17 protein-coding genes and 1 other RNA gene are annotated in these 20,120 nt (G+C 38.1%); 9 read left to right on the plus strand and 9 right to left on the minus strand.

The annotated features are described in order from the left end of the window. The first annotated feature begins 23 nt into the window (after positions 1-23). From bamA to lpxA, 5 genes are read left to right on the plus strand one after another with little or no spacing between them, the layout of a single operon-like run. Positions 24-2,573: an outer membrane protein assembly factor BamA gene (gene bamA, locus EXE09_RS11585; RefSeq protein ID WP_068974615.1), complete on the plus strand. Its 2,550-nt coding sequence runs from the start codon at positions 24-26 to the stop codon at positions 2,571-2,573. Between the two features lie 42 nt (positions 2,574-2,615). Further along, entirely contained in the window at positions 2,616-3,101 is a 486-nt protein-coding gene (locus EXE09_RS11590) for an OmpH family outer membrane protein (RefSeq protein WP_068974616.1), read from the plus strand. Positions 3,102-3,104: 3 nt separating this feature from the next. Beyond that, positions 3,105-4,175 carry a UDP-3-O-(3-hydroxymyristoyl)glucosamine N-acyltransferase gene (lpxD, locus tag EXE09_RS11595; protein WP_130113104.1) on the plus strand — a complete coding sequence of 357 codons (1,071 nt, stop codon included), beginning with the start codon at positions 3,105-3,107 and terminating at the stop codon, positions 4,173-4,175. 2 nt (positions 4,176-4,177) lie between these two features. Next, positions 4,178-4,663: a 3-hydroxyacyl-ACP dehydratase FabZ gene (fabZ, locus tag EXE09_RS11600; RefSeq protein WP_068974618.1), complete on the plus strand. Its 486-nt coding sequence runs from the start codon at positions 4,178-4,180 to the stop codon at positions 4,661-4,663. Beyond that, a complete protein-coding gene (gene lpxA / locus EXE09_RS11605; RefSeq protein ID WP_068974619.1) occupies positions 4,660-5,448 on the plus strand; it encodes an acyl-ACP--UDP-N-acetylglucosamine O-acyltransferase in 789 nt (262 codons plus the stop codon). Before fabZ ends, lpxA begins: the two co-directional genes overlap by 4 nt. Before the next feature lie 86 nt (positions 5,449-5,534). Here the strand turns inward: lpxA and EXE09_RS11610 are convergent, their stop codons facing one another. Further along, positions 5,535-6,395 (minus strand): YbgF trimerization domain-containing protein, encoded by an 861-nt coding sequence (locus EXE09_RS11610; protein WP_068974620.1) that lies wholly within the window; start codon positions 6,393-6,395, stop codon positions 5,535-5,537. A gap of 332 nt (positions 6,396-6,727) precedes the next feature. Here EXE09_RS11610 and ffs point away from each other — a divergent pair. Further along, positions 6,728-6,824: signal recognition particle sRNA small type (gene ffs, locus EXE09_RS11615), an RNA gene on the plus strand. A 113-nt stretch (positions 6,825-6,937) separates the two neighbouring features. On the opposite strand, the gene EXE09_RS11620 is transcribed toward ffs, so the two are convergent. From EXE09_RS11620 to EXE09_RS11645, 6 genes are all read right to left on the minus strand, one after another. Next, on the minus strand, positions 6,938-7,624 hold the full coding sequence (locus tag EXE09_RS11620) for a regulatory protein RecX (protein WP_130117373.1): 687 nt from the start codon (positions 7,622-7,624) through the stop codon (positions 6,938-6,940). Between the two features lie 97 nt (positions 7,625-7,721). Beyond that, on the minus strand, positions 7,722-9,164 hold the full coding sequence (locus tag EXE09_RS11625; RefSeq protein ID WP_130117374.1) for a class I adenylate-forming enzyme family protein: 1,443 nt from the start codon (positions 9,162-9,164) through the stop codon (positions 7,722-7,724). A gap of 17 nt (positions 9,165-9,181) precedes the next feature. Beyond that, positions 9,182-10,036: an SDR family NAD(P)-dependent oxidoreductase gene (locus tag EXE09_RS11630; RefSeq protein WP_130117375.1), complete on the minus strand. Its 855-nt coding sequence runs from the start codon at positions 10,034-10,036 to the stop codon at positions 9,182-9,184. A gap of 377 nt (positions 10,037-10,413) precedes the next feature. Continuing rightward, entirely contained in the window at positions 10,414-11,454 is a 1,041-nt protein-coding gene (gene recA / locus EXE09_RS11635) for a recombinase RecA (RefSeq protein WP_068974623.1), read from the minus strand. A 187-nt stretch (positions 11,455-11,641) separates the two neighbouring features. After that, entirely contained in the window at positions 11,642-12,082 is a 441-nt protein-coding gene (locus EXE09_RS11640; RefSeq protein ID WP_130117376.1) for an RNA-binding S4 domain-containing protein, read from the minus strand. Then, entirely contained in the window at positions 12,066-12,752 is a 687-nt protein-coding gene (locus EXE09_RS11645; RefSeq protein WP_130117377.1) for an HAD-IA family hydrolase, read from the minus strand. Before EXE09_RS11645 ends, EXE09_RS11640 begins: the two co-directional genes overlap by 17 nt. A 397-nt stretch (positions 12,753-13,149) precedes the next feature. On the opposite strand from EXE09_RS11645, the gene EXE09_RS11650 reads away from it, so the two are divergent. From EXE09_RS11650 to EXE09_RS11660, 3 genes are all read left to right on the plus strand, one after another. Further along, complete coding sequence (locus EXE09_RS11650) at positions 13,150-14,001, plus strand: 3'(2'),5'-bisphosphate nucleotidase CysQ family protein (RefSeq protein WP_130117378.1); 852 nt, start codon at positions 13,150-13,152, stop codon at positions 13,999-14,001. Between the two features lie 109 nt (positions 14,002-14,110). Beyond that, the gene (locus EXE09_RS11655) at positions 14,111-14,839 is read left to right on the plus strand and encodes a histidine phosphatase family protein (RefSeq protein WP_130117379.1); all 729 of its coding nucleotides are present in this window, start codon (positions 14,111-14,113) and stop codon (positions 14,837-14,839) included. A 283-nt stretch (positions 14,840-15,122) separates the two neighbouring features. Beyond that, positions 15,123-18,278, plus strand: a complete 3,156-nt coding sequence (locus tag EXE09_RS11660; RefSeq protein WP_130117380.1) for a M66 family metalloprotease — start codon at positions 15,123-15,125, stop codon at positions 18,276-18,278. A 115-nt stretch (positions 18,279-18,393) separates the two neighbouring features. On the opposite strand, the gene EXE09_RS11665 is transcribed toward EXE09_RS11660, so the two are convergent. Further along, positions 18,394-18,918 carry a protein tyrosine phosphatase family protein gene (locus EXE09_RS11665; RefSeq protein WP_130117381.1) on the minus strand — a complete coding sequence of 175 codons (525 nt, stop codon included), beginning with the start codon at positions 18,916-18,918 and terminating at the stop codon, positions 18,394-18,396. Between the two features lie 81 nt (positions 18,919-18,999). Further along, positions 19,000-20,091: a 3-deoxy-7-phosphoheptulonate synthase gene (locus tag EXE09_RS11670; protein ID WP_068974628.1), complete on the minus strand. Its 1,092-nt coding sequence runs from the start codon at positions 20,089-20,091 to the stop codon at positions 19,000-19,002. Positions 20,092-20,120 lie beyond the last annotated feature (29 nt).

Below are 20,120 nucleotides of genomic sequence, written 5' to 3' on the forward strand. Positions count from 1 at the left end.
TAACTTACTGGAAAATAATAGGCATGCAGCACTCACATTTATTTATGCCATTGGCGCTCGTTAGTGCTATGGCAGCTGTACAGCAAGTACAAGCGGCAGATGAGTTCATTGCTCGTGATATACGTGTCGATGGCTTGGTTCGTTTAACGCAACAAAATGTTCTTGCACTTTTACCAATAAATAGTGGTGACCGTGTCAATGATGCTGCGATTGCGGATTCGATTCGCGCATTGTATGCCTCAAATCTATTTGATGATATTCAAGCATCTAACCAAGATGGAGTTTTGGTTTTTAAGGTGATTGAGCGTCCAGTCATTTCAAAAATTAATTTCAAAGGCAATAAGCTGATTCCAAAAGAAGCTTTGGAAGATGGTTTAAAGAAAATGGGATTGGCTGAGGGTGAAGTTCTCAAAAAATCTTCATTACAAACGCTAGAGACCGAGCTTGAGCAACAATATGCTCAACAAGGTCGTTACGATGCAAATATTAAAGTAGACCAAGTTGCACAGCCGAATAACCGTGTAGAGTTAAATGTTAACTTTAATGAAGGTAAGTCTGCGAAAGTATTTGATATTAACGTAATTGGTAATACTGTTTTTTCTGATGATGACATTAAACAGGCTTTTGCTGTTAAAGAAAGTGGCTGGTTGTCAGTACTTTCACGTAATGACCGTTATGCACGTGAAAAGATGTCTGCAAGTTTAGAATCATTACGCGCATTGTATCTGAATAAAGGTTATATCAACTTTGATGTGAATAGCTCAAATCTAAATTTGAGTGAAGATAAAAAGCATATCTTTATTGAAGTTTCCGTAAATGAAGGTGAGCAATTTAAATTTGGCGAGTCGAAATTCCTTGGTGATGCACTGTATAAACCAGATGAATTAAAAGCACTGCAAATTTATAAAGATGGTTCAACCTATTCTCAAGAAAAAGTGAATGCCGTTAAGCAATTACTTTTACGTAAATACGGTAATGCGGGCTATTACTACGCTGAAGTGAATGTTGTTCCTGAAATTAATAATGAAACACATATTGTGGATCTTAATTATTATATCAATCCGGGTCAGCAAGTAACTGTACGTCGTATTAACTTTAAAGGTAATACAAAGACTGCTGATGAGGTTTTACGTCGTGAAATGCGTCAAATGGAAGGCGCATTGGCAAGTAATGAAAAGATTGATTTGTCAAAAGTACGTTTAGAGCGTACAGGTTTCTTTAGTAAAGTCGATATTAAACCTACGCGTGTTCCAAATACGCCAGATCAAATGGATTTGGATATCACTGTAGAAGAGCAACATTCAGGTACCAGTACTTTGGCTGTGGGTTATTCGCAAAGTGGTGGTATTACATTCCAAGCTGGTTTGAGTCAAACTAACTTTATGGGAACGGGTAATCGTGTTGCGATCGATTTATCACGTTCTGAAACCCAAGATTATTATAACTTAAGTGTTACAGACCCGTACTTCACTATTGATGGTGTAAGTCGTGGTTATAATATGTACTACCGTAAAACTAAGCTAAATGATGACTATAACGTCAATAACTATGTAACAGATAGTATTGGTGGTGGGATTACTTTTGGTTATCCAATCGATGAAAATCAAAACATTAGTGCGGGTTTAAATATTGATCAAACTAAAGTAACGACGGGTGCTTATGTATCAACTTATGTTCGCGATTATTTATTAGCGAATGGTGGTAAATCAACTCATACTAGTTCATATTGTCCGACAGATGATAAAGGTCAAAGTCAATTAGAGGAGATTACTGAGAAAGATCCAACAACTGGTAAAGATGTCGTTACGGGAACAAAGTGTAAAGTTCCTGAAGAGACTTATAAGGATGCCTTTGAAGGTAAATATCTTACTTATAATTTAAATCTAGGCTGGTCATATAATACCTTGAACCGTCCGATGTTCCCAACTAAGGGGACTTCACATCGTGTTAATGCCGAGATTGCGTTACCTGGCAGTGATGTTGAATATCAAAAAGTCACTTATGATGCGCAAACATACTTCCCATTGGGGCATGATTTTGTTTGGCGTGGTTATGGAAAGTTAGGTTATGGTAATGATTTGCCATTCTATAAAAACTTTTATGCGGGTGGTTTTGGATCTGTACGTGGTTATGACAACAGTACCTTGGGTCCGCGTTACCCAGGTGTGACCTATAATGAGCGTAAAACTAAAGATTATGATCCAGAAGAAGTGGGTGGTAATGCGCTGATTCAATTTGGTACTGAATTAGCCTTACCTGTTCCATTCAAAGGGGATTGGGCACGTCAAATTCGTCCTGTGATTTTTGCAGAAGGTGCTCAAGTTTTTGATACGAACTGTAGTACAGCGACTGGTGATCTTTATTTAGATGGTTCTAAAACCCCAACGGATGCTAAACAGTACTGTAAAGACAATTACGACTTTGATTTCAACAATATGCGCTATAGTGTCGGTGTAGGTTTTACATGGATTACGATGATTGGTCCACTTTCACTCAGTTATGCATATCCATTGAATGATAAGCAAGGTGATGAAACCAAAAACATCCAATTCGAGATTGGTCGTACTTTCTAAGTGCGATCTCTTATTTATAGTGAATATGAACAAGGAATATGTATGAAAACAATGAAAATGGCAGTTTTAGGCTTAGGTCTAGGTTTTGCAGGTTTAGTTCAAGCTGCAGGTTTTGGTGTGGTTGACTTAGAGAAAGTGGTTGAAAGTAGTACTTACTTAAAACAGCAAAATGCGAGCTTAGAACAGTCTGTTAAACCTCAAACGACTAAGCTTGAACAAATTACCAAAGATATTGAAGCTTTAAAACAGAAGGCTCAAGCTCAAGGTGCGAATGTGCAGCAAATCAATGCACAATACCAAGCAAAAGTGAATGAGTTTCAAACCATTCAACAAGGCGTGCAAACTAAAGTGCAAACTACAATTCAAAACACCAATGCAACTTTTGAGACGCGTGTGAAGCAAGCTGCTGAACAATTACGCCAAGAAGCAGGTTTAGACTTTGTTTTGAATAAAAATTCAGCACTTGCTTATGACGCAAAGAATGATTTAACTGCTAAAATGATCCAAAAGGTTAATGCAATTAAATAATCAATGAGATCACATCGTTATAAACTCGATGAATTAGCTCAACTTGTTCAAGGTGAGTTAATTGGTCAATCTGATCTTGTTCTAAATGGTCTTGCCAGTTTAGAACAAGCTCAGCCAAATCATATTGCTTTTGTGAATGGCGATAAATATTTAAATGAAGCTTTAAACTCGAAAGCAGGGGCATTAATTGTCACCGCGGAGTTGAAAAATCAGTTGACAACACATCATAATTTTATCGTCGTTGCTAATCCATATCTTGCTTTCGCAATTTTAACTCATGTATTTGAAACTAAAGTTTTAAAACGTGGTATTGAAAGTACTGCGCAAATCTCCCCATCTGCGATTATTGCTGATGATGCTTATATCGGTCATTATGTCGTGATTGGTGATGATTGCGTAATTGGGGTAAATACCATTATTCAATCTAATACACGTATAGATGATGGTGTTGAAATTGGTAAAGATTGCTTTATTGATTCGCAAGTCACGATTACGGGTCAAACGAAAATTGCTGATCGTGTACGCATTCACTCAAATACTGCGATTGGTGGCGAAGGTTTTGGTTTTGCACCTTACCAAGGGAAGTGGAATCGTATTGCGCAATTAGGTTCTGTCCGAATTGGAAATGATGTCCGAATCGGCTCAAATTGTAGTATTGATCGTGGTGCTTTAGATGACACAATTCTGCATGATGGTGTAATTATTGATAACCTTGTGCAAATCGCACATAACGTACAGATTGGTGAGAATACAGCCATTGCTGCGAAGTGTGGTATTGCAGGAAGTACGACGATTGGCAAAAACTGCATTCTTGCGGGTGCTGTAGGTGTGGTTGGTCACATTAATATCACAGATAATGTAACAATTACTGGAATGTCAATGGTGACAAAAAATATTTCTGAAGCTGGTTCTTATTCATCTGGAACAGGGCAATTTGAAACAAACCATTGGAAAAGAACAGTTGTTCGTCTGAGACAATTAGCAGATGTGCCATTGACCAAATTGGTGAAACAAATAGATCATATGCAGGCTCAATTAGAGTCCATTGAATCAACTTTAAAGTCGCGTAAATAATTATGACTGAATCTAAATCTTTACCTTTTACGGTTCCTGAATTACCCATGCAAACTCAAACGATTCGTGAGTATCTTCCGCATCGTTATCCGTTTTTGCTCGTTGACCGTGTAACAGAAGTTTCAGAAAACGGGATTGTAGGTTACAAGAACGTTTCAATTAATGAAGAGTTTATGCAAGGTCATTTTCCTGGTTATCCAATTATGCCAGGTGTTTTGATTGTGGAAGCAATGGCGCAAATTTCAGGTGTACTTGGTTTTATCATGAATAATGAAAAACCAAGACCTGGTTCTTTATTCTTATTTGCTGGCGCAGAAAAAATTCGATTTAAAAAACAAGTCGTACCAGGTGATCAACTCGTGTTAAAATCTGAATTACTTATGCAAAAACGTGGCATTTACAAATATTTATGTACTGCCAGTGTTGACGGCGTGGTAGCAGCAACCGCTGAAATTATCATTTCTCATCAGAAATTAGAGCAGGCATGAGCAGTAACGAATTAATACACCCAACAGCGATTATTGACTCTTCTGCGGTAATCGCACCCGATGTCCAAATAGGACCTTATTGCATTATTGGTCCTCAAGTGACGATTGATGCTGGCACTAAACTCCATTCGCATGTTGTGATTGGTGGTTTTACTCGAATTGGAAAAAATAATGAAATTTTCCAGTTTGCCAGTGTGGGTGAAGTTTGCCAAGATTTAAAATATCAAGGCGAAGAAACTTGGTTGGAAATCGGCGATAACAATAAAATTCGTGAACATTGCAGTTTACATCGTGGTACGGTGCAGGATAAAGGAATTACCAAGCTAGGTAGTAATAACCTATTGATGGTCAATACTCATGTTGCGCATGATTGTATTATTGGAAACAATAATATATTTGCAAATAATGTCGGTATTGCGGGTCATGTCCACATTGGTGATTTTGTTATTGTTGGTGGAAATTCTGGTATTCATCAATTCTGTAAGATTGACTCTTATAGCATGATTGGTGGAGCTTCATTGATTCTTAAAGACGTTCCTGCGTATGTGATGGTATCAGGTAATCCTGCACATGCCTTTGGTATGAATGTTGAAGGAATGCGTCGTAAAGGTTGGTCTAAGAATGTGATTCAAGGCTTAAGAGAGTCATTTAAACTAATCTATAAAGAAGGTTTAACGACTGAGCAAGCCATTGAGCGTATTCGCCAAGATATTTTACCTGAGGTTGAAGAAGCACAATTGCTGATTGATTCTGTATTAGAATCTAAACGTGGTATAGTTCGTTAAGCTTATTGATTTCTATATTTTTTTATAAAAAATGCCTCATTGATTGAGGCATTTTTTATGGCAATTCATAATGGGTTGTACGTCAATTAACTCTTTTTAAAATAACCTGCTTCTTCAGATTTCGGATAGGTATTTAAAAGTTTGGTTTTATAGACATTCGCTGCTTGTGTGTTTTTATTTACATCTTTGGCAATGCTATAAAGCTGATATAAAGCGCGTGAAGCTTTGGAAGAGTTTGGGAACTTTGACGCAACTGTTTCATAATTTTTCTTTGCTTCATTATAGTTCGCAGGTTCAATCGCGAGATTGAATTCTGCTAACCAAAAGTGCGCATTGCCTGTATAGATGCTGTTTGGGTAGTTTTTAATAAAATTTTGCATTGGTGCAATGGCTTGTTTCGCACCACCTTTTTTATACGCATCTAAGGCAATGGTATAAGCTGCTTTTTCAAGGGCGATTGGATCACTGGTATTGGTGTTGTTTTCGGCTGTAGCTGTCGTGTTTTGCTTCTGTGTGGTTGTATTGTTGATAGGCTTTGCGGGTACGACAGCAGCTGTATTGTTATCTGCCGAGGTAGCATTTGCTGATGAGGTGTTTTCAGCTGGGGCTTCAGTTTGCTCTGTATTTTCAGGTTCTAGTTTTTGGTTTAATAATTCAAGGCGTTGATCTAAGTCGGTGTAGCGATTAGTAAGTTCTTTTGTGAGTTGGTCTATTGCATGATCTTGCTCTTCAATCTTGCCACGCAATTCACGGATTTGATTTTCTAGTTGTTGGTTTTTTTGCATCAGATCCCAGTTCATATTACCCGCAATTGGTGAGGCTGAATTTGTAATATTATTGGCTGATGTCGAGCTATCACTTAGACCACGAGATTCTATTGGAATTGCATATAAGGTTGCAGAGCTGAGTAGTGCAATAGAAAATAGGGCATGCTTTTTTAGCATCATTTTAAATCCATTAAAGTCAAAATTTTTCAAATCGTAGAATTACGTATTGAAAATCAATAATTGCTCTCATTAAAAACGGCTAGGGAATGAATTGCAAGACGCATTTACAATCTTGAGATAATTTTCATTCAATTATGAAGATTTCTGTAAATTATTTGCTGATAGCCAACTCATTTATATCGTTATAATGGTTTGAAATTGTATGTTTAAAAGCCATTTATAAGTATTTTGATTGTGAAATAAGCAAACGAATGAATAACTTGTGAAAAAGACAATGTTTGGCTTGAAAGAAAATAAAAAATCTCTATACTCTGTTCTTGCAATGGTAGCCCTGCTGGTGGCTTCGCAATTGTACTCTGAAAACCCCGCCAGGACCGGAAGGTAGCAACGGTATCAGAATTACGATGTGCCGAGGTTTTGCTAGTAGGGTTGCCACCAGTTTTAAAAATTATAATATAGTGTTTTATTTCAACATTCTCTAATTCATTTCTGCTTAAACAATCTCTAAAAATTTAATTTTAAATTATTCATCAAACTTTTGATCATTCATCTGTCTTTTTCGAAATTGCTTTCATGATCGCATCCATTTCAAAACCACGATATTGTAAAAAGCGAATTTGTTTGGCTTTGATTTTCGGATCTTTGCTGACGTCAGTACCATATTTTTTAACTTTGAGTTGGTAGGCCTGCTCATACCAATCAATTTCAGCAATATCTTCCTTGACCAGCTCTTTATCTAAATATTTGGCACGAAGGGCGAGTTTGATCCGATTTGGCCCTTTGCCTTTACGCACTTGGCTTCGTACGGTCATTTCAGCCACACGTTGATCACTTTGGTAATGATTAGCAGAAAGTTCTTCAACTAAAGTCAGGACTTCATCGCGATCTTGCGCCCAAGTGGCTAATTTCTCGATTAAATCTGCCTTTGAGTATTCTTTACGCGCCAGTACTGCAAATGCATAGGAACGTAAGCGCGTACCTGTCAGCCCTTTGGGTTTAGGCGCAAGATCTTGTTCGGCGTTAAATGCATTGTCATCTTGTGCATTAAAATCATTTTCAAACCGCTGTTCAGCATAGAGTTGAGCGCTTTGTTCTGCACCGTTTTCTATGTTGTGATCAAGTTTTTGATTCACGTATTTAGAATGACGATCTGATTCAGTAGAGGATTCGCCAAATTGCTGTTTTAATTTTTCATAATCTAACATTTTGGGAAATTTAGCTTGGCTCATAATCACTTAACATGGTGCATGGATTGGTAAAGTAGTTTTTTAGTTTAGCCTGAATCTATTTATTTAACAGTGTAAATGCTGTACGGATGAGCATTATTTATTGGATTGGTTTGCCAATACTATCGGTCGCAATATTTTCAATGATTTGGATGGTTTTAGGTCTTAAATATCGTGGTGCATGATCACTGATCCAATCATGTAATTCGGCGATTTCTATTGGTGATTTACAGATAATATTGACAGCCAAACATTGCCCAAGTTCGTGATTAGAAATAGCATAAGCTTGGGCATATTGAATGGCTGAATGTTGATAGAGAATATTTTCTAAATCAATTGGGTAGACATTAATTCCACCACAAATCAGCATGTCATCTTGACGACCTTTTAAATAGAAATAACCGTGCTGATCGTACATGGCTAAATCACCACAATGCATCCATCGATTAGGTTGAATTGACCATGCGCATTTTGTCCAAAGCGTTCCAATTTGCTCAGGTGCTAAAATATTTCCATCATGATCCGTAATTTTGACTTCGACACCTTTGATGGCTTTGCCGATACTTTCGGGATGACTTTTTAGGTCATCAGGTGTGGCGAAAAGATTAATCCCAGTTTCTGAACTGCCGTAGAGATTAAATAGCTGAATATTAGAATATTCTTTCACGAGTTGTAGGATGAGATGGCGACTCAATGGTGCACTGCCTGAAATGATATATTTGACAGGTTTTAAAGGTGCATTGGACGCCAGTAGGCGATATAAAATCGTGGGAACTAAATTCAAACTGTCAATTTGGTGTTGTTCGATCAGTTGACTGGCTGTTTCAGCATTGAAACGTTGCTGTAAAATGACCGTTTTATTAAAGCTGAAAGCCATTAAGCTTGCGGTCAAACCCGCTGCATGGCAAATCGGTGTCATTACAAATATTTTCTGAATCTGTAAAAACTTTAATTTTCTTAATAACAAATCTAACAAAGGCAAACTTTGTAATGGATCGGATTTACGTGTTGCAACTTTAGGCACACCTGTTGAACCTGATGAGCAGACACTAATTTTTGCAAAATAATGGTTTTTAATCTTGCTGATGGATGTGTCAATATTTTCAAGTTTTGAGGGGATGGTAGTATAGAGTTGCACATTGAGTCGGTCTATATCTTCCTTATTTCCGATCAAATACAGTTGTTTCTGTTCAATCAGTGTTTGCAGTTTATCTGCAACTAAATTTGGATTGAGAATAATAATGTCTTTACCTAAGCGACTGAGTGCAAATAAAGACGCAAGTCCATCTAAGTCTTGCTGTAGCAATAGTCCAATTTGTTGTGGGAGCAATTGACTATTTTCTGGTGAATTCCAGAGATGAATCAGTTGATCGGTTCTTTGTTTGAGTGCGCTACAAGGAATGCTTTGATCATCAATAATAAAAGCAATCTTATCTTTCTGAATCCGTGTCAATGCATCTAAAAGGCTATATAAATGAATACCATGCTTGATACAACTCAGACATAGACTGAGCAGCCATTTAATCCAGAATATCCATTTCATAGACATCAAGCTTTGCATTAGTTTTGCTTCCGTTTAAGCCAGTGTAGGTAAAAATAATAAATTGGCGTAGCAAAGATTTTACTTAATACACTTGCAAAGGGAAGCCACCAAGGTTGCCATTGTCTTTTATGGGAAATAGCACCTGAAAGCACCGCTTGAGCTGCAACTTGAACTTGCATTGCTGGCATTTGATTATATTGCTTGGTTGGTTCGATCATACGTGTTCGTACCAACGGTAGGTAAATCAAACTGGCGCTTACACCATAAACTGCAAGCTCTGGCTGAATGGATAGAATCCATTGTTGCATCGCGGTTTTAGACGCTTGGTAATTTGACCATAGTGGTGGGGCAAATAACTTGGCATTGATGGTGGATACAATCACGACTTTACCTTGCGCCTTTTTAAGATCCGGCAGTAATAGGCGTGTTAACTGAGCAGGGTTGATGTAGTTGATATGAATCGTTCGATCAATGTCTTGTGGGCGATCTAAGCTTTCCCAAACTGAGCGTTGAATTGATTTTCCAGCATTATGAATCAGAATATTCACCTGAATATTTTTGGCTTTTAAGTGTTGAAAAATGTCTTCAGCAGCAGTGGGTTGATAAAGGTCAGCACTGATGATTTCAATCTGACATTGTCCTTGTTGTGTAAGTTGTTTTTGTAAAGTTGTCAGTTTATCGGTACTTCGTGCGACTAGAACCAGTTGACATTGAATTGGTGCTAAATGAGTCGCACATGCTTCACCGATACCATAGCTTGCACCCGTAATCAGAATGGTTTTATTTTCAAAATGCTGTTTTAAAGTTGCTGTTGAAAGCGACGGTGCTTGAAAGAATAGTGATTCACAAAGTCGTTTTAATATTTTTTGCATAATGATTCAATTTAAGGTGATTCGGTTGTTGTTATTGCAGGTATTTGAAATTCAGTTATTAGACTTCTTGCTAAAGTTAGTTTCGGCAAGGTCTGAATCAATATTAAATGTTTCCTCTCTTGCGCCATACATGGCTAAAGGAGAGGGTTAGGGAGAGGTTTTCTATTTAAGATCCCTCATCCTAACCTTCTCCCAAAGGGAGAAGGGACTTTCAATATTAATTTCATACCCATTAGTAATTGATTTTTGGCTTTTATGATAGGTTCTAAAGATGTTATTCAAGCTTAACTATACAATAAAAGAAACATTCAGAAATAAAAAACACCCCGAAAGGCGTTTTATGGAACTCTAATTTTTTAGACGCTCAATTTATAAAATTAAACATCTAAAAACTCAGGTTCTTCTTCATCTTTTTCTTCAGTCACAACAGCAGTTGTTAATAGTTTTTCACGAATCATGCGGTCAAGATCATTTGCCAATTGAGGATTTTCCTCTAAGTGACGAATCACATTGTTTTTACCTTGACCAATTTTATCGCCATTATAAGAATACCAAGCGCCTGCTTTGTGAACCAATTCTTGTGCAACCGCAAGATCAACCAATTCACCAAGATGGTTAACACCTTTACCATACATGATTTGGAATAGAGCTTCTTTAAACGGAGGTGCCATTTTGTTCTTCACAACTTTGACACGTGTTTCAGAACCGACGATTTCATCGCCTTCTTTAACTTGACCGATACGACGAATATCAAGACGCACAGAAGCGTAGAATTTCAATGCGTTACCACCAGTTGTGGTTTCTGGGCTACCAAACATCACACCAATCTTCATACGGATTTGGTTAATGAAGATCACCATACAGTTTGAACGCTTGGCATTACCTGTAATTTTACGCAATGCTTGGCTCATCAAACGCGCTTGTAAGCCCATGTGCGAGTCGCCCATTTCGCCTTCAATTTCAGCTTTAGGGGTCAAAGCTGCAACAGAATCGACAACGATCATATCAATCGCACCTGAACGAACCAGCATGTCAGCGATTTCAAGCGCTTGCTCACCATGGTCAGGCTGTGATACCAAAAGATTGTCAATATCTACGCCTAGTTTACGTGCATATTGTGGATCTAAAGCATGTTCAGCATCGATAAAGGCACAAGTTCCACCTGCTTTTTGGCATTGCGCAATGGCTTGTAAAGTCATTGTGGTTTTACCAGAAGATTCAGGGCCGTAAATTTCAACGATACGACCTTTCGGTAAACCGCCAATACCAAGTGCGATATCCAGTGTTAAAGAACCTGTAGATACAGCTTCAACGGCTTGAACAGTGTTGTCACCCAAACGCATGACTGTATTTTTACCAAATTGTTTTTCAATTTGGCTTAGGGCAGCATTGAGTGCCTTGCTTTTGTTATCATCCATCTCGTAAACCTCAAAAACGATGTGCTTCACTTATCTTTTCAGTGACTAATATCTTAAGTGGATGTGATTAAATTAGATCTTTCGTCCACGGCAGTTATAGTGACAGAAAACAAAAAACGGTTCTATATTAAAAGAAGTTAAAAAAACATTTGTACGACATAATGTGTCGCGCTTAACCTAAACCAATTTAGTCATCATCATAAGACCAAGTTTGGTCAAATTGTTGATCATTTTCTTGTTTAAATTTACTGATATCTCGTCGATCTTTTTTACTTGGTCGATGATCAGGTCGGGCAAGATTATGCAATTTTCTTTGGGTGGAAATCAACTCTCGACGTGCAACACTGACTTCAGTTTCTTCATAAAGTTGTTGCGCAATCGGCGCACCACCACGAACCGCTGAAAGCGCTTTAATCACCACGGTTTTACGATCAAAACCTTGCTGAATGGTCAGTTCCATTCCCACTCTAATTTCTCTAGAGACTTTAACACGTTCATTATTGTGATGAACCTTACCGCCTTCAATTGCAGCTTTGGCAATCGAACGGGTTTTAAAAAAGCGTGCAGCCCAAAGCCATTTGTCTACACGCATTGATTCAACGATAGGTTTTTCAAGCTGTTTTGACATCGACATCCTTATTTTGAATTTTCTCTAATAATGGTAAAAGTTCAGTTAAGTGATTGATTGCAGGATATTCTAACTCTAAAGCATGACGTGCAGCGCGTCCACTTGATGGTTGGGCAATTGTCACTAAATGTTGAATCCCAAAATTTTCAGCGCCTTTGAGCACTGGCGCGGTATCGTCGACTAAGCATGCATATTGTGGGTCAAAAGGGTGTTTCTCTTGTAGAATTTGCCAAAACTCAACAAATTCTTTGGAATATCCAATTTCTTCACTACTGATCATCACTTCAAAATAAGGGCTGAGATCAATATTTTCAAGTTTAAGTTTTAAACCTGCTTGATCTGCATTTGTGAGCAACCAACAACGATAACCTTGTGTTTTTAATTCTTTGAGTAGTTCAAAGCATCCGACTCTCGGTGCAATTTTATCTTGATAATCGTATTGCAGTTTTAAAACATCCACACCGACTTTTTCTGTCCAGTATTTTGAAGAATACCAGCACAGGGTGTGATTGTGTTGTTGATAGAATGCTTTTAAGGTTGCTTGACTTTGTTCGAGTGAGCATTGATGTGTTGCTGCATGGCGTTCTGGCAGTTTGGTGTTCCAAATCAGATCATCAAAAGCTAAATCGAGCAGTGTGCCGTCCATGTCAAACATCACAATAGGTTTCATATTATTCAACTTTCAAGTGCATTTAAATCAAGGCTTAGTATAGTGAATTGCTCAGGTATTGGGTAGTTTTATGCTGACCTTAAGATCATACTCATACTTTTGCATAACATATTAGACTTCATGCGAATGTTAGTTTCGGCAAGTTTTGAATCAATATTGAATGTTCCCTCTCCTTTAAGGATGAGAAACATCGTTTCGCAAGTGGGAGAGGTTTTTTTAAAGCCCTCATCCTAGCCTTCTTCCAAAGGGAGAAGGAACTTTCTGTATTCTTTTGAATATGCTTTGAACTAAAAAATCGATTTGCGTAGAGGTCTTTTGTAAATATTCAAATTCATGCATTTAACATAAAAAAATGCTAGGCTTGAGCATAAATCAGACTTCATTTAGGTCAGACCTGATGTTTATTACTACCCAAGCGCCACAAGATGAACAAATTTTAAAATTGGTGCCGATTTTGGCACATGCAAGTCAAATCCTACTTGAAGAATACCAAAATTATTGCGATGGAAATGCCTTCAAAATTGATGAGAAAGATGACCATTCTCCAGTGACGCAAGCTGATCTACGTGTTAATAGTTACTTGCTCAAACAACTGGCTGAAATTACCCCGAACATTCCTGTACTGTCTGAAGAAAGTGATAATTCGAATCGTCATGAATGGCAAACTTGTTGGATGCTAGATCCATTGGATGGTACGAAAGAATTTATTCATGAGCGTGATGAATTCACCATTAACCTGAGTTTGATTCAAGAACATCAAACTATACTTTCGATTATCGCTGTACCGACAGAACAAGTCATGTATATCGGTTATCTGACTGAATTACCTTATAAATATTCATTTACCCAGAATACTTGGGAACGCTATTGTAAGTTTAAAGATGTAGAGCGAGATGCAATTCAAGTTGGCTTAAGCCACAGCAGTAAGAATCCAAAATATCAGCAATATATTGATTTTATAGAACAAGAATCACCTGTGATTCGTCGTGAAGCAGGCAGTGCATATAAGTTTTGTATGATGCTTGAGGGCGAAATTGACATTTACCCGCGTTTTCACCCAACCTCAGAATGGGATACCAGTGCAGGGCAAGGGTTGTTAGAAAGTATCGGTGGTGGTTTACTGAGTTTAGGTGCTGTGCCATTCACATACAATCAGCGAGATACTTTGTTAAATGAAGGCTTTATTGCCTATAGAAATCAAGAGAATAAACAAATTGCTTTAGAAGCCTTATCTAATGTTAGCCTTTAGTGCGATAAGCATATCAATTTTATAGCAATTGGAATCAATTTAGATTAGATTGAGGCTTTCGCTCCTTATGTTATAGTGGAGCAAGTCACAAAAAGAGTTATGAGTTGTTATGGCTTTAGATTTATTGCCGAAAAGCATGCTGAAAGCAATCGATTTATTGCCTGATGCAAAAACACCTGTCACGTTATTTACTCGTCATTCGATTCGTGAAATGGTGAGTGGGCAGGGCTTGGCTGGCTATGACTTACAATTGACGATGCAAGGTCGTGATTTGGCTCAAGCTTGGGGCTCTTATCTAATTGATAATACAGACCGTGTGATTCAGCACTGTATTTCTAGCCCGATTCAACGTTGTGTCGATACGGCTGCTTTGATGATTCAAGGTGCGGATTACATCTCACCTGAAAATAATACCCATCATATTGAAATTGTGGAAAAAGGGCTGCTTGTAGAGCCTGGTAGTTTTGTTCTAGACATTAAACAAGCTGCACCATTTTTTCGAGAGCAAGGTGCATTAGGTTTTATCAATAGTTTTGTGAATAATGCTTTGCCTGGAATGAAGCACCCAATTAATGGTGTGGTTGATGTATTGGAATTGATTTATGACACACATCCAACCAATGTTAATGGAATCAGCTTGGCTGTCAGTCATGACACCATTCTCGCAGCAATTATTGCGGTGATTTCAAAGCGTACTCATATTGATCAAACAGATTGGCCTGAAATGATGGAAGGCTTGTTTGTATGGTTTGAGGGCGACAGTTTTGAAGATAGCCAGTTAAAATGGATTTGGCGTGGTCAGTTAGGACATTTATCAATTCGTGAGTTTCGACAATAAATCGCGAAATTCAACTATAAAAATACTTATTTCTAAAAGGAAGATCTATGTAAATGGGTCTTCTTTTTTATGCGCATTTTAAAAATAATAAATATGAAAATATAAGTTCTTATTCTGCTTTTAATCATAATTTCAGAAAATAATTCTCTGACCTAAATAAAAATGAAAATACTTAATTTTAGGTATTGTGTTATCTTAAAATGTTGAAAATAAATTAATTTTTAACTGAATCTCAAAAATTAAAAATAGAGATAAAGCGTTATAAATATAGGTAGGATATGTGATGCAATTAAGGTTTAAGTACTTAACCGTTTGTACGCTTTCAGCGATGTTAATCGCATGTGGAGGCGGGGGAAGTGAAGGTTATTATGAAGCAGATAAACCTTCGAAAGTACCAGAAAATCCAGGAAATGGAACCAATGAGCTTCCTGGAGATGGTTCAGATAGTTCTACTGGTGACGGTTCGTCAAGTAGTGGTTCAGGAGGCTCTACTGGTGGAGGTTCATCAGATAATGGCTCAGGTGACTCCACTGGTGGTGATTCGTCGGGGAATGGTTCAGGTAGTTCAAATGAAAAGCCAGATACCAGTATTCCAAGCACGCCAATTGGTCCGAGTACACCAGTTCAGCCAGATACGAGCATTCCAAGTACACCAATTGGACCAAGTACGCCAGTTCAGCCAGATACCAGCATTCCAAGTACACCAATTGGCCCGAGTACACCAGTTCAACCAGATACCAGTATTCCAAGTACGCCAATTGGACCAAGTACACCAATTCAGCCAGATACCAGTATTCCAAGTACGCCAATTGGACCAAGTACACCAATTCAGCCAGATACCAGTATTCCAAGTACGCCAATTGGCCCGAGTACACCAATTTCAAAATATCCTGAGCCTAAGAAGGATGTTGCTGAAAAAACTTTGCTTGGCTTTTACGATTTTAATGCACAGGGTGGAAATCGTTTATTGCGTAATGACTTAATTGGTAGTTTTAATGCAATGGTGCAATTTGCACAAAGTCACGTAGTTAATCCCAAAAATAATGAACAGGATAAAATGCCACGTTTAACCTCGGAAAAGGAGGCTTTACTTTTGGTGACACCTCATCCAGCAATGGGGGATTTGGATCAATTACAAGTAGAGATTTATCAAGGGAATCGGCTTGTCCGGACTGCTAAGTTGAAGGAACCCTCCCGTATAGCTGTTTCGGATCAATCGAATAATGACAGTCGACCACGAGTATCTTATTCAAAACAAGCATGGAGCCTAGCTTTAACTTGGGAAGAAGTGAAAGCAGGTTTGTCGATCAAAGTCGTTGATCCTGAGCATCAACGCAGTGGAACATTAGGTGAGGCAGACATTGACTTTGCAGCACCAGGTGAGTTGGTCGTGCAAAGTATTCGTTTAGGCTTGTTGACCAAAGCACCACAGTCAAGTGGACACTATATGTTGCTTGAGCCTGAAAAAGCGGGCACAGATTATTTTCAAACCATCCCTGCTGCACGAATGATTGTGAGCAAATACGATGAAATGAAATTAGATCGGGTCATGGTGGCCAATGGTACGATTTATGATTCTGTCAGTGTGACGGATGGTGGTGTCTATAGCGGTGATATGCGTGAAAACACTGCTAAATCAACATTTAGTACAGGTATTAACCTTGCAAATTGGGGGGTAACAAGCTCATCTATGCAGAGTCAAGATCAACCACAAGTGACTCAAAGTGTAGTGATTCATCATGCACGTGGTAAATATGCCAATGGTGAATCAAACCACGGGCTAAGTGGTGGTAATGGTATTTTGACATTGATTGATTCTATTGGAAATGAATTTAGTCATGAAATTGGACACCATTACGGGCTTGGGCATTATCCAGGTCAATCGGGGAGTAATTACTTCTGGGCTGCACATCATGCGGACAGTGGTTGGGGGTATATCGCATATCGTAACAAAATGCGTGGCAATCTTAACTGGGGCAATACCAACCTAGGTGATGGTAGCAATGGTGTACCAAATTTCCAAAACCTTTATGCTTATGGTTGGGATGCGATGTCAGGGGGGGCTTCTGCAAGTAGCATTTCTAAGTACACACATTATACTGGATATAGCGCATGGCTGAAAATTCAACCTGCATTTGATAAATATGTTTGGGATAAGGATTCAAATACAGGCTATAAAAAATGGAATTCTACCACTCGTACAATGGAAAATGCCCAACCAAAAGTGCCACAGTCAGGCTATGTTTGGTACAACAGCCAAGATGGAAACTTTTTAAAACCACGTTTGTTCAGTGTGCCAGTTTATACGATTTTGGGTGGTTATGATCCTGTACAACAAGTTGGAATTGTTTATCCAGCAGCACGTGGAAACTGGGGTAATGTATTTAATTTACCACAAGCCAATACCAATAGCACAGCTGCAAATTGCTGGCTGAATGTTCAATATTCAGGACGTCCTGCTGAAAATATTGCTCTTTCTCCAAATCGTATGACGGGTAAAGACGCGGGTAATGCCAATAAGTTTCACATTAATTTGGCACAAGAAGACCAACCTAGACATGTCAACTTATACTGTCAAAAAGAAGGTGAGCAGGCAATTCAATTGTCCAACATTGATATTCCTATCAATGATGTACCAATGAACCCTTTTGTTGAAATTGGTCGTGAAAAGGGTTATTCAGCTTTAAGAGCGATAGAAATGCCACAACTGGACAATGCACTTGTCGCAAATATGGGTAAGGCTGTAGTGAAACTAGATGCTCAAGCACGATTATTGTTCGACTCTTATCGTTTATTTAAAGATGAACTTAGTGCAAATGCGCAATCTGAAGTCATCCGTTATACACAACAACAGATTAAGCTCTATCGTTTAAATCGTTGGGTGAATGTCTATCGTTCAGATCTTGTAAGTGGTAACACTGAAGCAATTGAAGCCTTCCAAGCCTTTGTAAAACAATTGGAATTAGAAGGTGATTTTAATTTAAATGAAGTTTCTAGTCTAAAAAATGGAACCAACTGTTTGAAGGTAGAAACATTGTCTGATGGCAAGCTAAATGCCTACATCAGTGGTAAAAGTGCTTGTACTGGGGATGACTCTGAACAATGGATTTATGATGCGATGGGTAAAATCCATAGTAAGAAATATATGGATCAATGTTTAGCAAGTCAGACTGGTGTGATCAATCTTGCATCATGTAATAATGAGAGTTCAGCGCAGGCTTGGATGATTAATTCTACATTACAACGCATTGAACAAGGTTCAAAATGTTTTGATTTAGAATATGGCTATTTAAATAACAATCGTGCCCGTTTGATTAGTTATAACTGCGGGATGGGTGGGAATCAAAAATGGACAAGTTTACTCTCCAATAATAGTTTGATCTTGGCTGCGACAAGTTCAGCAAACTTACCATTGATCAAACAATTATTGATTCATTAAGCAGAATCAGATTGTTCAGATCGCTATAAAATAAGCGCCTAAGGGCGCTTATTTTTTTATCATACTGGATGCTTTTATATTGAAATCGGTCAAAGATATCAAAGGTGTTATATTTTTAAGAAAACTGATCCACATGCATCAATGAATGTTGCAAATCCTCAGTGGCTTTACGACCTTGTAGTTGTAGCGCTACGGCATGAATTAAACCTGTCCACGTTTCATTCGGTTCCCAAATTTGATGCATCAATTCTTGTGCAGTCGGCATATCCATATCCATAAAGTATTGACGATATAAATAGATCAAACTGCTTACACGCATATTTTTGGCACAATGAACCCAAACCATTTTTTCTTGAACTAAATGTGTAACTAAGTCTAAAACAAACAAACATTGGTCATCGGCAGGCGTATCCCACAGAATTGGGATCTGAATATAGTTGAGTCCAAGTTCAGCACAGATTTTATCTTCATGCTCAAGATGTGGATTTGCATCGGTAAAAGCCAGATTGATGACTGTATCAACACCATATTCTTTAATTTGCTTTAGCTGTTCCGCAGTCGGCTGACCAGACGTCATAAGATGTTCGTGGACAAATTGGAAGTTTGCGATTTGACTGAGTTGTTGTTCAAGTTCGTTCATAGCATTCTTACAGATAGGTTTGATTAACAATAACATCATAAAACAAAAACGCCATCTAAGTAGATGGCGTTTTGCATTCAATTAACGATTTGGCAAAATTTCTTTTAAAGCTGCATCCATTTCGAGCAATGCTTTTTCAGTGGTTTCCCAGTCGATACATCCATCAGTCACAGATTTACCATATTCAAGATCACAAAGATTGGCAGGAATATCCTGACGACCACCTTTGATATGACTTTCCACCATTAAACCTACGATTGATTTGTTACCATCAATAATTTGTTCAGTAATATTTTTCAATACTAAAGGTTGTAAGTACGGGTCTTTGTTTGAGTTGGCATGACTGGTATCGATCATGATTTTGTTGCTAACTTTGGCTTTTGCAAGTGCATTTTCAGCTTCAGCAACAGAACCTGCGTCATAGTTCGGTTTACCATTACCACCACGTAAAACCACGTGTGCATAAGGGTTACCATTGGTACGAATGACAGAAACTTGTCCTTCGTTATTTAAACCAAGGAAGCTATGACCGTGTTTTACAGATTGCATCGCATTGGTTGCAACAGTTAAACCACCATCTGTACCATTTTTAAAACCAACAGGTGAAGATAGTCCTGAAGACATTTCACGGTGTGTTTGGCTTTCAGTGGTACGCGCGCCGATCGCAGACCAAGAAATTAAATCTTGATAATACTGTGGCGAGTTTGGATCAAGTGCTTCAGTGGCACAAGGTAAGCCTTTTTCATTCAACTCAAGCAATAATTTACGTCCTAAACGTAAACCTTTTTCGATATTGAAAGAATCATTCATATCAGGGTCATTGATCAAACCTTTCCAACCTACTGTTGTACGAGGCTTTTCAAAATAAACACGCATGATGATATACAACGTATCTTTAACTTTTTCGCTCAATACTTTTAAGCGATCTGCATAATCATGTGCAGCAACTGGATCATGAATAGAACAAGGACCAATCACAACGAATAGACGTTTATCTTTACCATCTAAAATATTGCGTACTGTTTCACGACCATGCAATACAGTTTGGTAGGCATTATCGTTTAAAGGTAATTCAGCTTTAAGTTCAGCTGGAGTTACAAGAGTTTGAATGCTTTGGACATTCACGTCATCAATATCTGATTGAGTAATTGGATTTGAATTTAATGTATTCATTGCCGTCACTGGGTATTAGAACATACGGA

Origin of the sequence: Acinetobacter sp. WCHAc060025 (genome assembly GCF_004209355.1) — a bacterium.
GTDB classification, from domain to species: Bacteria; Pseudomonadota; Gammaproteobacteria; order Pseudomonadales; family Moraxellaceae; genus Acinetobacter; species Acinetobacter wuhouensis.

Coding starts and splice junctions, on each gene's coding strand:
- bamA (WP_068974615.1), top strand. CDS start 24: ATGCAGCACTCACATTTATTTATGCCATTGGCGCTCGTTAGTGCTATG.
- EXE09_RS11590 (WP_068974616.1), top strand. CDS start 2,616: ATGAAAACAATGAAAATGGCAGTTTTAGGCTTAGGTCTAGGTTTTGCA.
- lpxD (WP_130113104.1), top strand. CDS start 3,105: ATGAGATCACATCGTTATAAACTCGATGAATTAGCTCAACTTGTTCAA.
- fabZ (WP_068974618.1), top strand. CDS start 4,178: ATGACTGAATCTAAATCTTTACCTTTTACGGTTCCTGAATTACCCATG.
- lpxA (WP_068974619.1), top strand. CDS start 4,660: ATGAGCAGTAACGAATTAATACACCCAACAGCGATTATTGACTCTTCT.
- EXE09_RS11610 (WP_068974620.1), bottom strand. CDS start 6,395: ATGATGCTAAAAAAGCATGCCCTATTTTCTATTGCACTACTCAGCTCT.
- EXE09_RS11620 (WP_130117373.1), bottom strand. CDS start 7,624: ATGAGCCAAGCTAAATTTCCCAAAATGTTAGATTATGAAAAATTAAAA.
- EXE09_RS11625 (WP_130117374.1), bottom strand. CDS start 9,164: ATGAAATGGATATTCTGGATTAAATGGCTGCTCAGTCTATGTCTGAGT.
- EXE09_RS11630 (WP_130117375.1), bottom strand. CDS start 10,036: ATGCAAAAAATATTAAAACGACTTTGTGAATCACTATTCTTTCAAGCA.
- recA (WP_068974623.1), bottom strand. CDS start 11,454: ATGGATGATAACAAAAGCAAGGCACTCAATGCTGCCCTAAGCCAAATT.
- EXE09_RS11640 (WP_130117376.1), bottom strand. CDS start 12,082: ATGTCAAAACAGCTTGAAAAACCTATCGTTGAATCAATGCGTGTAGAC.
- EXE09_RS11645 (WP_130117377.1), bottom strand. CDS start 12,752: ATGAAACCTATTGTGATGTTTGACATGGACGGCACACTGCTCGATTTA.
- EXE09_RS11650 (WP_130117378.1), top strand. CDS start 13,150: ATGTTTATTACTACCCAAGCGCCACAAGATGAACAAATTTTAAAATTG.
- EXE09_RS11655 (WP_130117379.1), top strand. CDS start 14,111: ATGGCTTTAGATTTATTGCCGAAAAGCATGCTGAAAGCAATCGATTTA.
- EXE09_RS11660 (WP_130117380.1), top strand. CDS start 15,123: ATGCAATTAAGGTTTAAGTACTTAACCGTTTGTACGCTTTCAGCGATG.
- EXE09_RS11665 (WP_130117381.1), bottom strand. CDS start 18,918: ATGAACGAACTTGAACAACAACTCAGTCAAATCGCAAACTTCCAATTT.
- EXE09_RS11670 (WP_068974628.1), bottom strand. CDS start 20,091: ATGAATACATTAAATTCAAATCCAATTACTCAATCAGATATTGATGAC.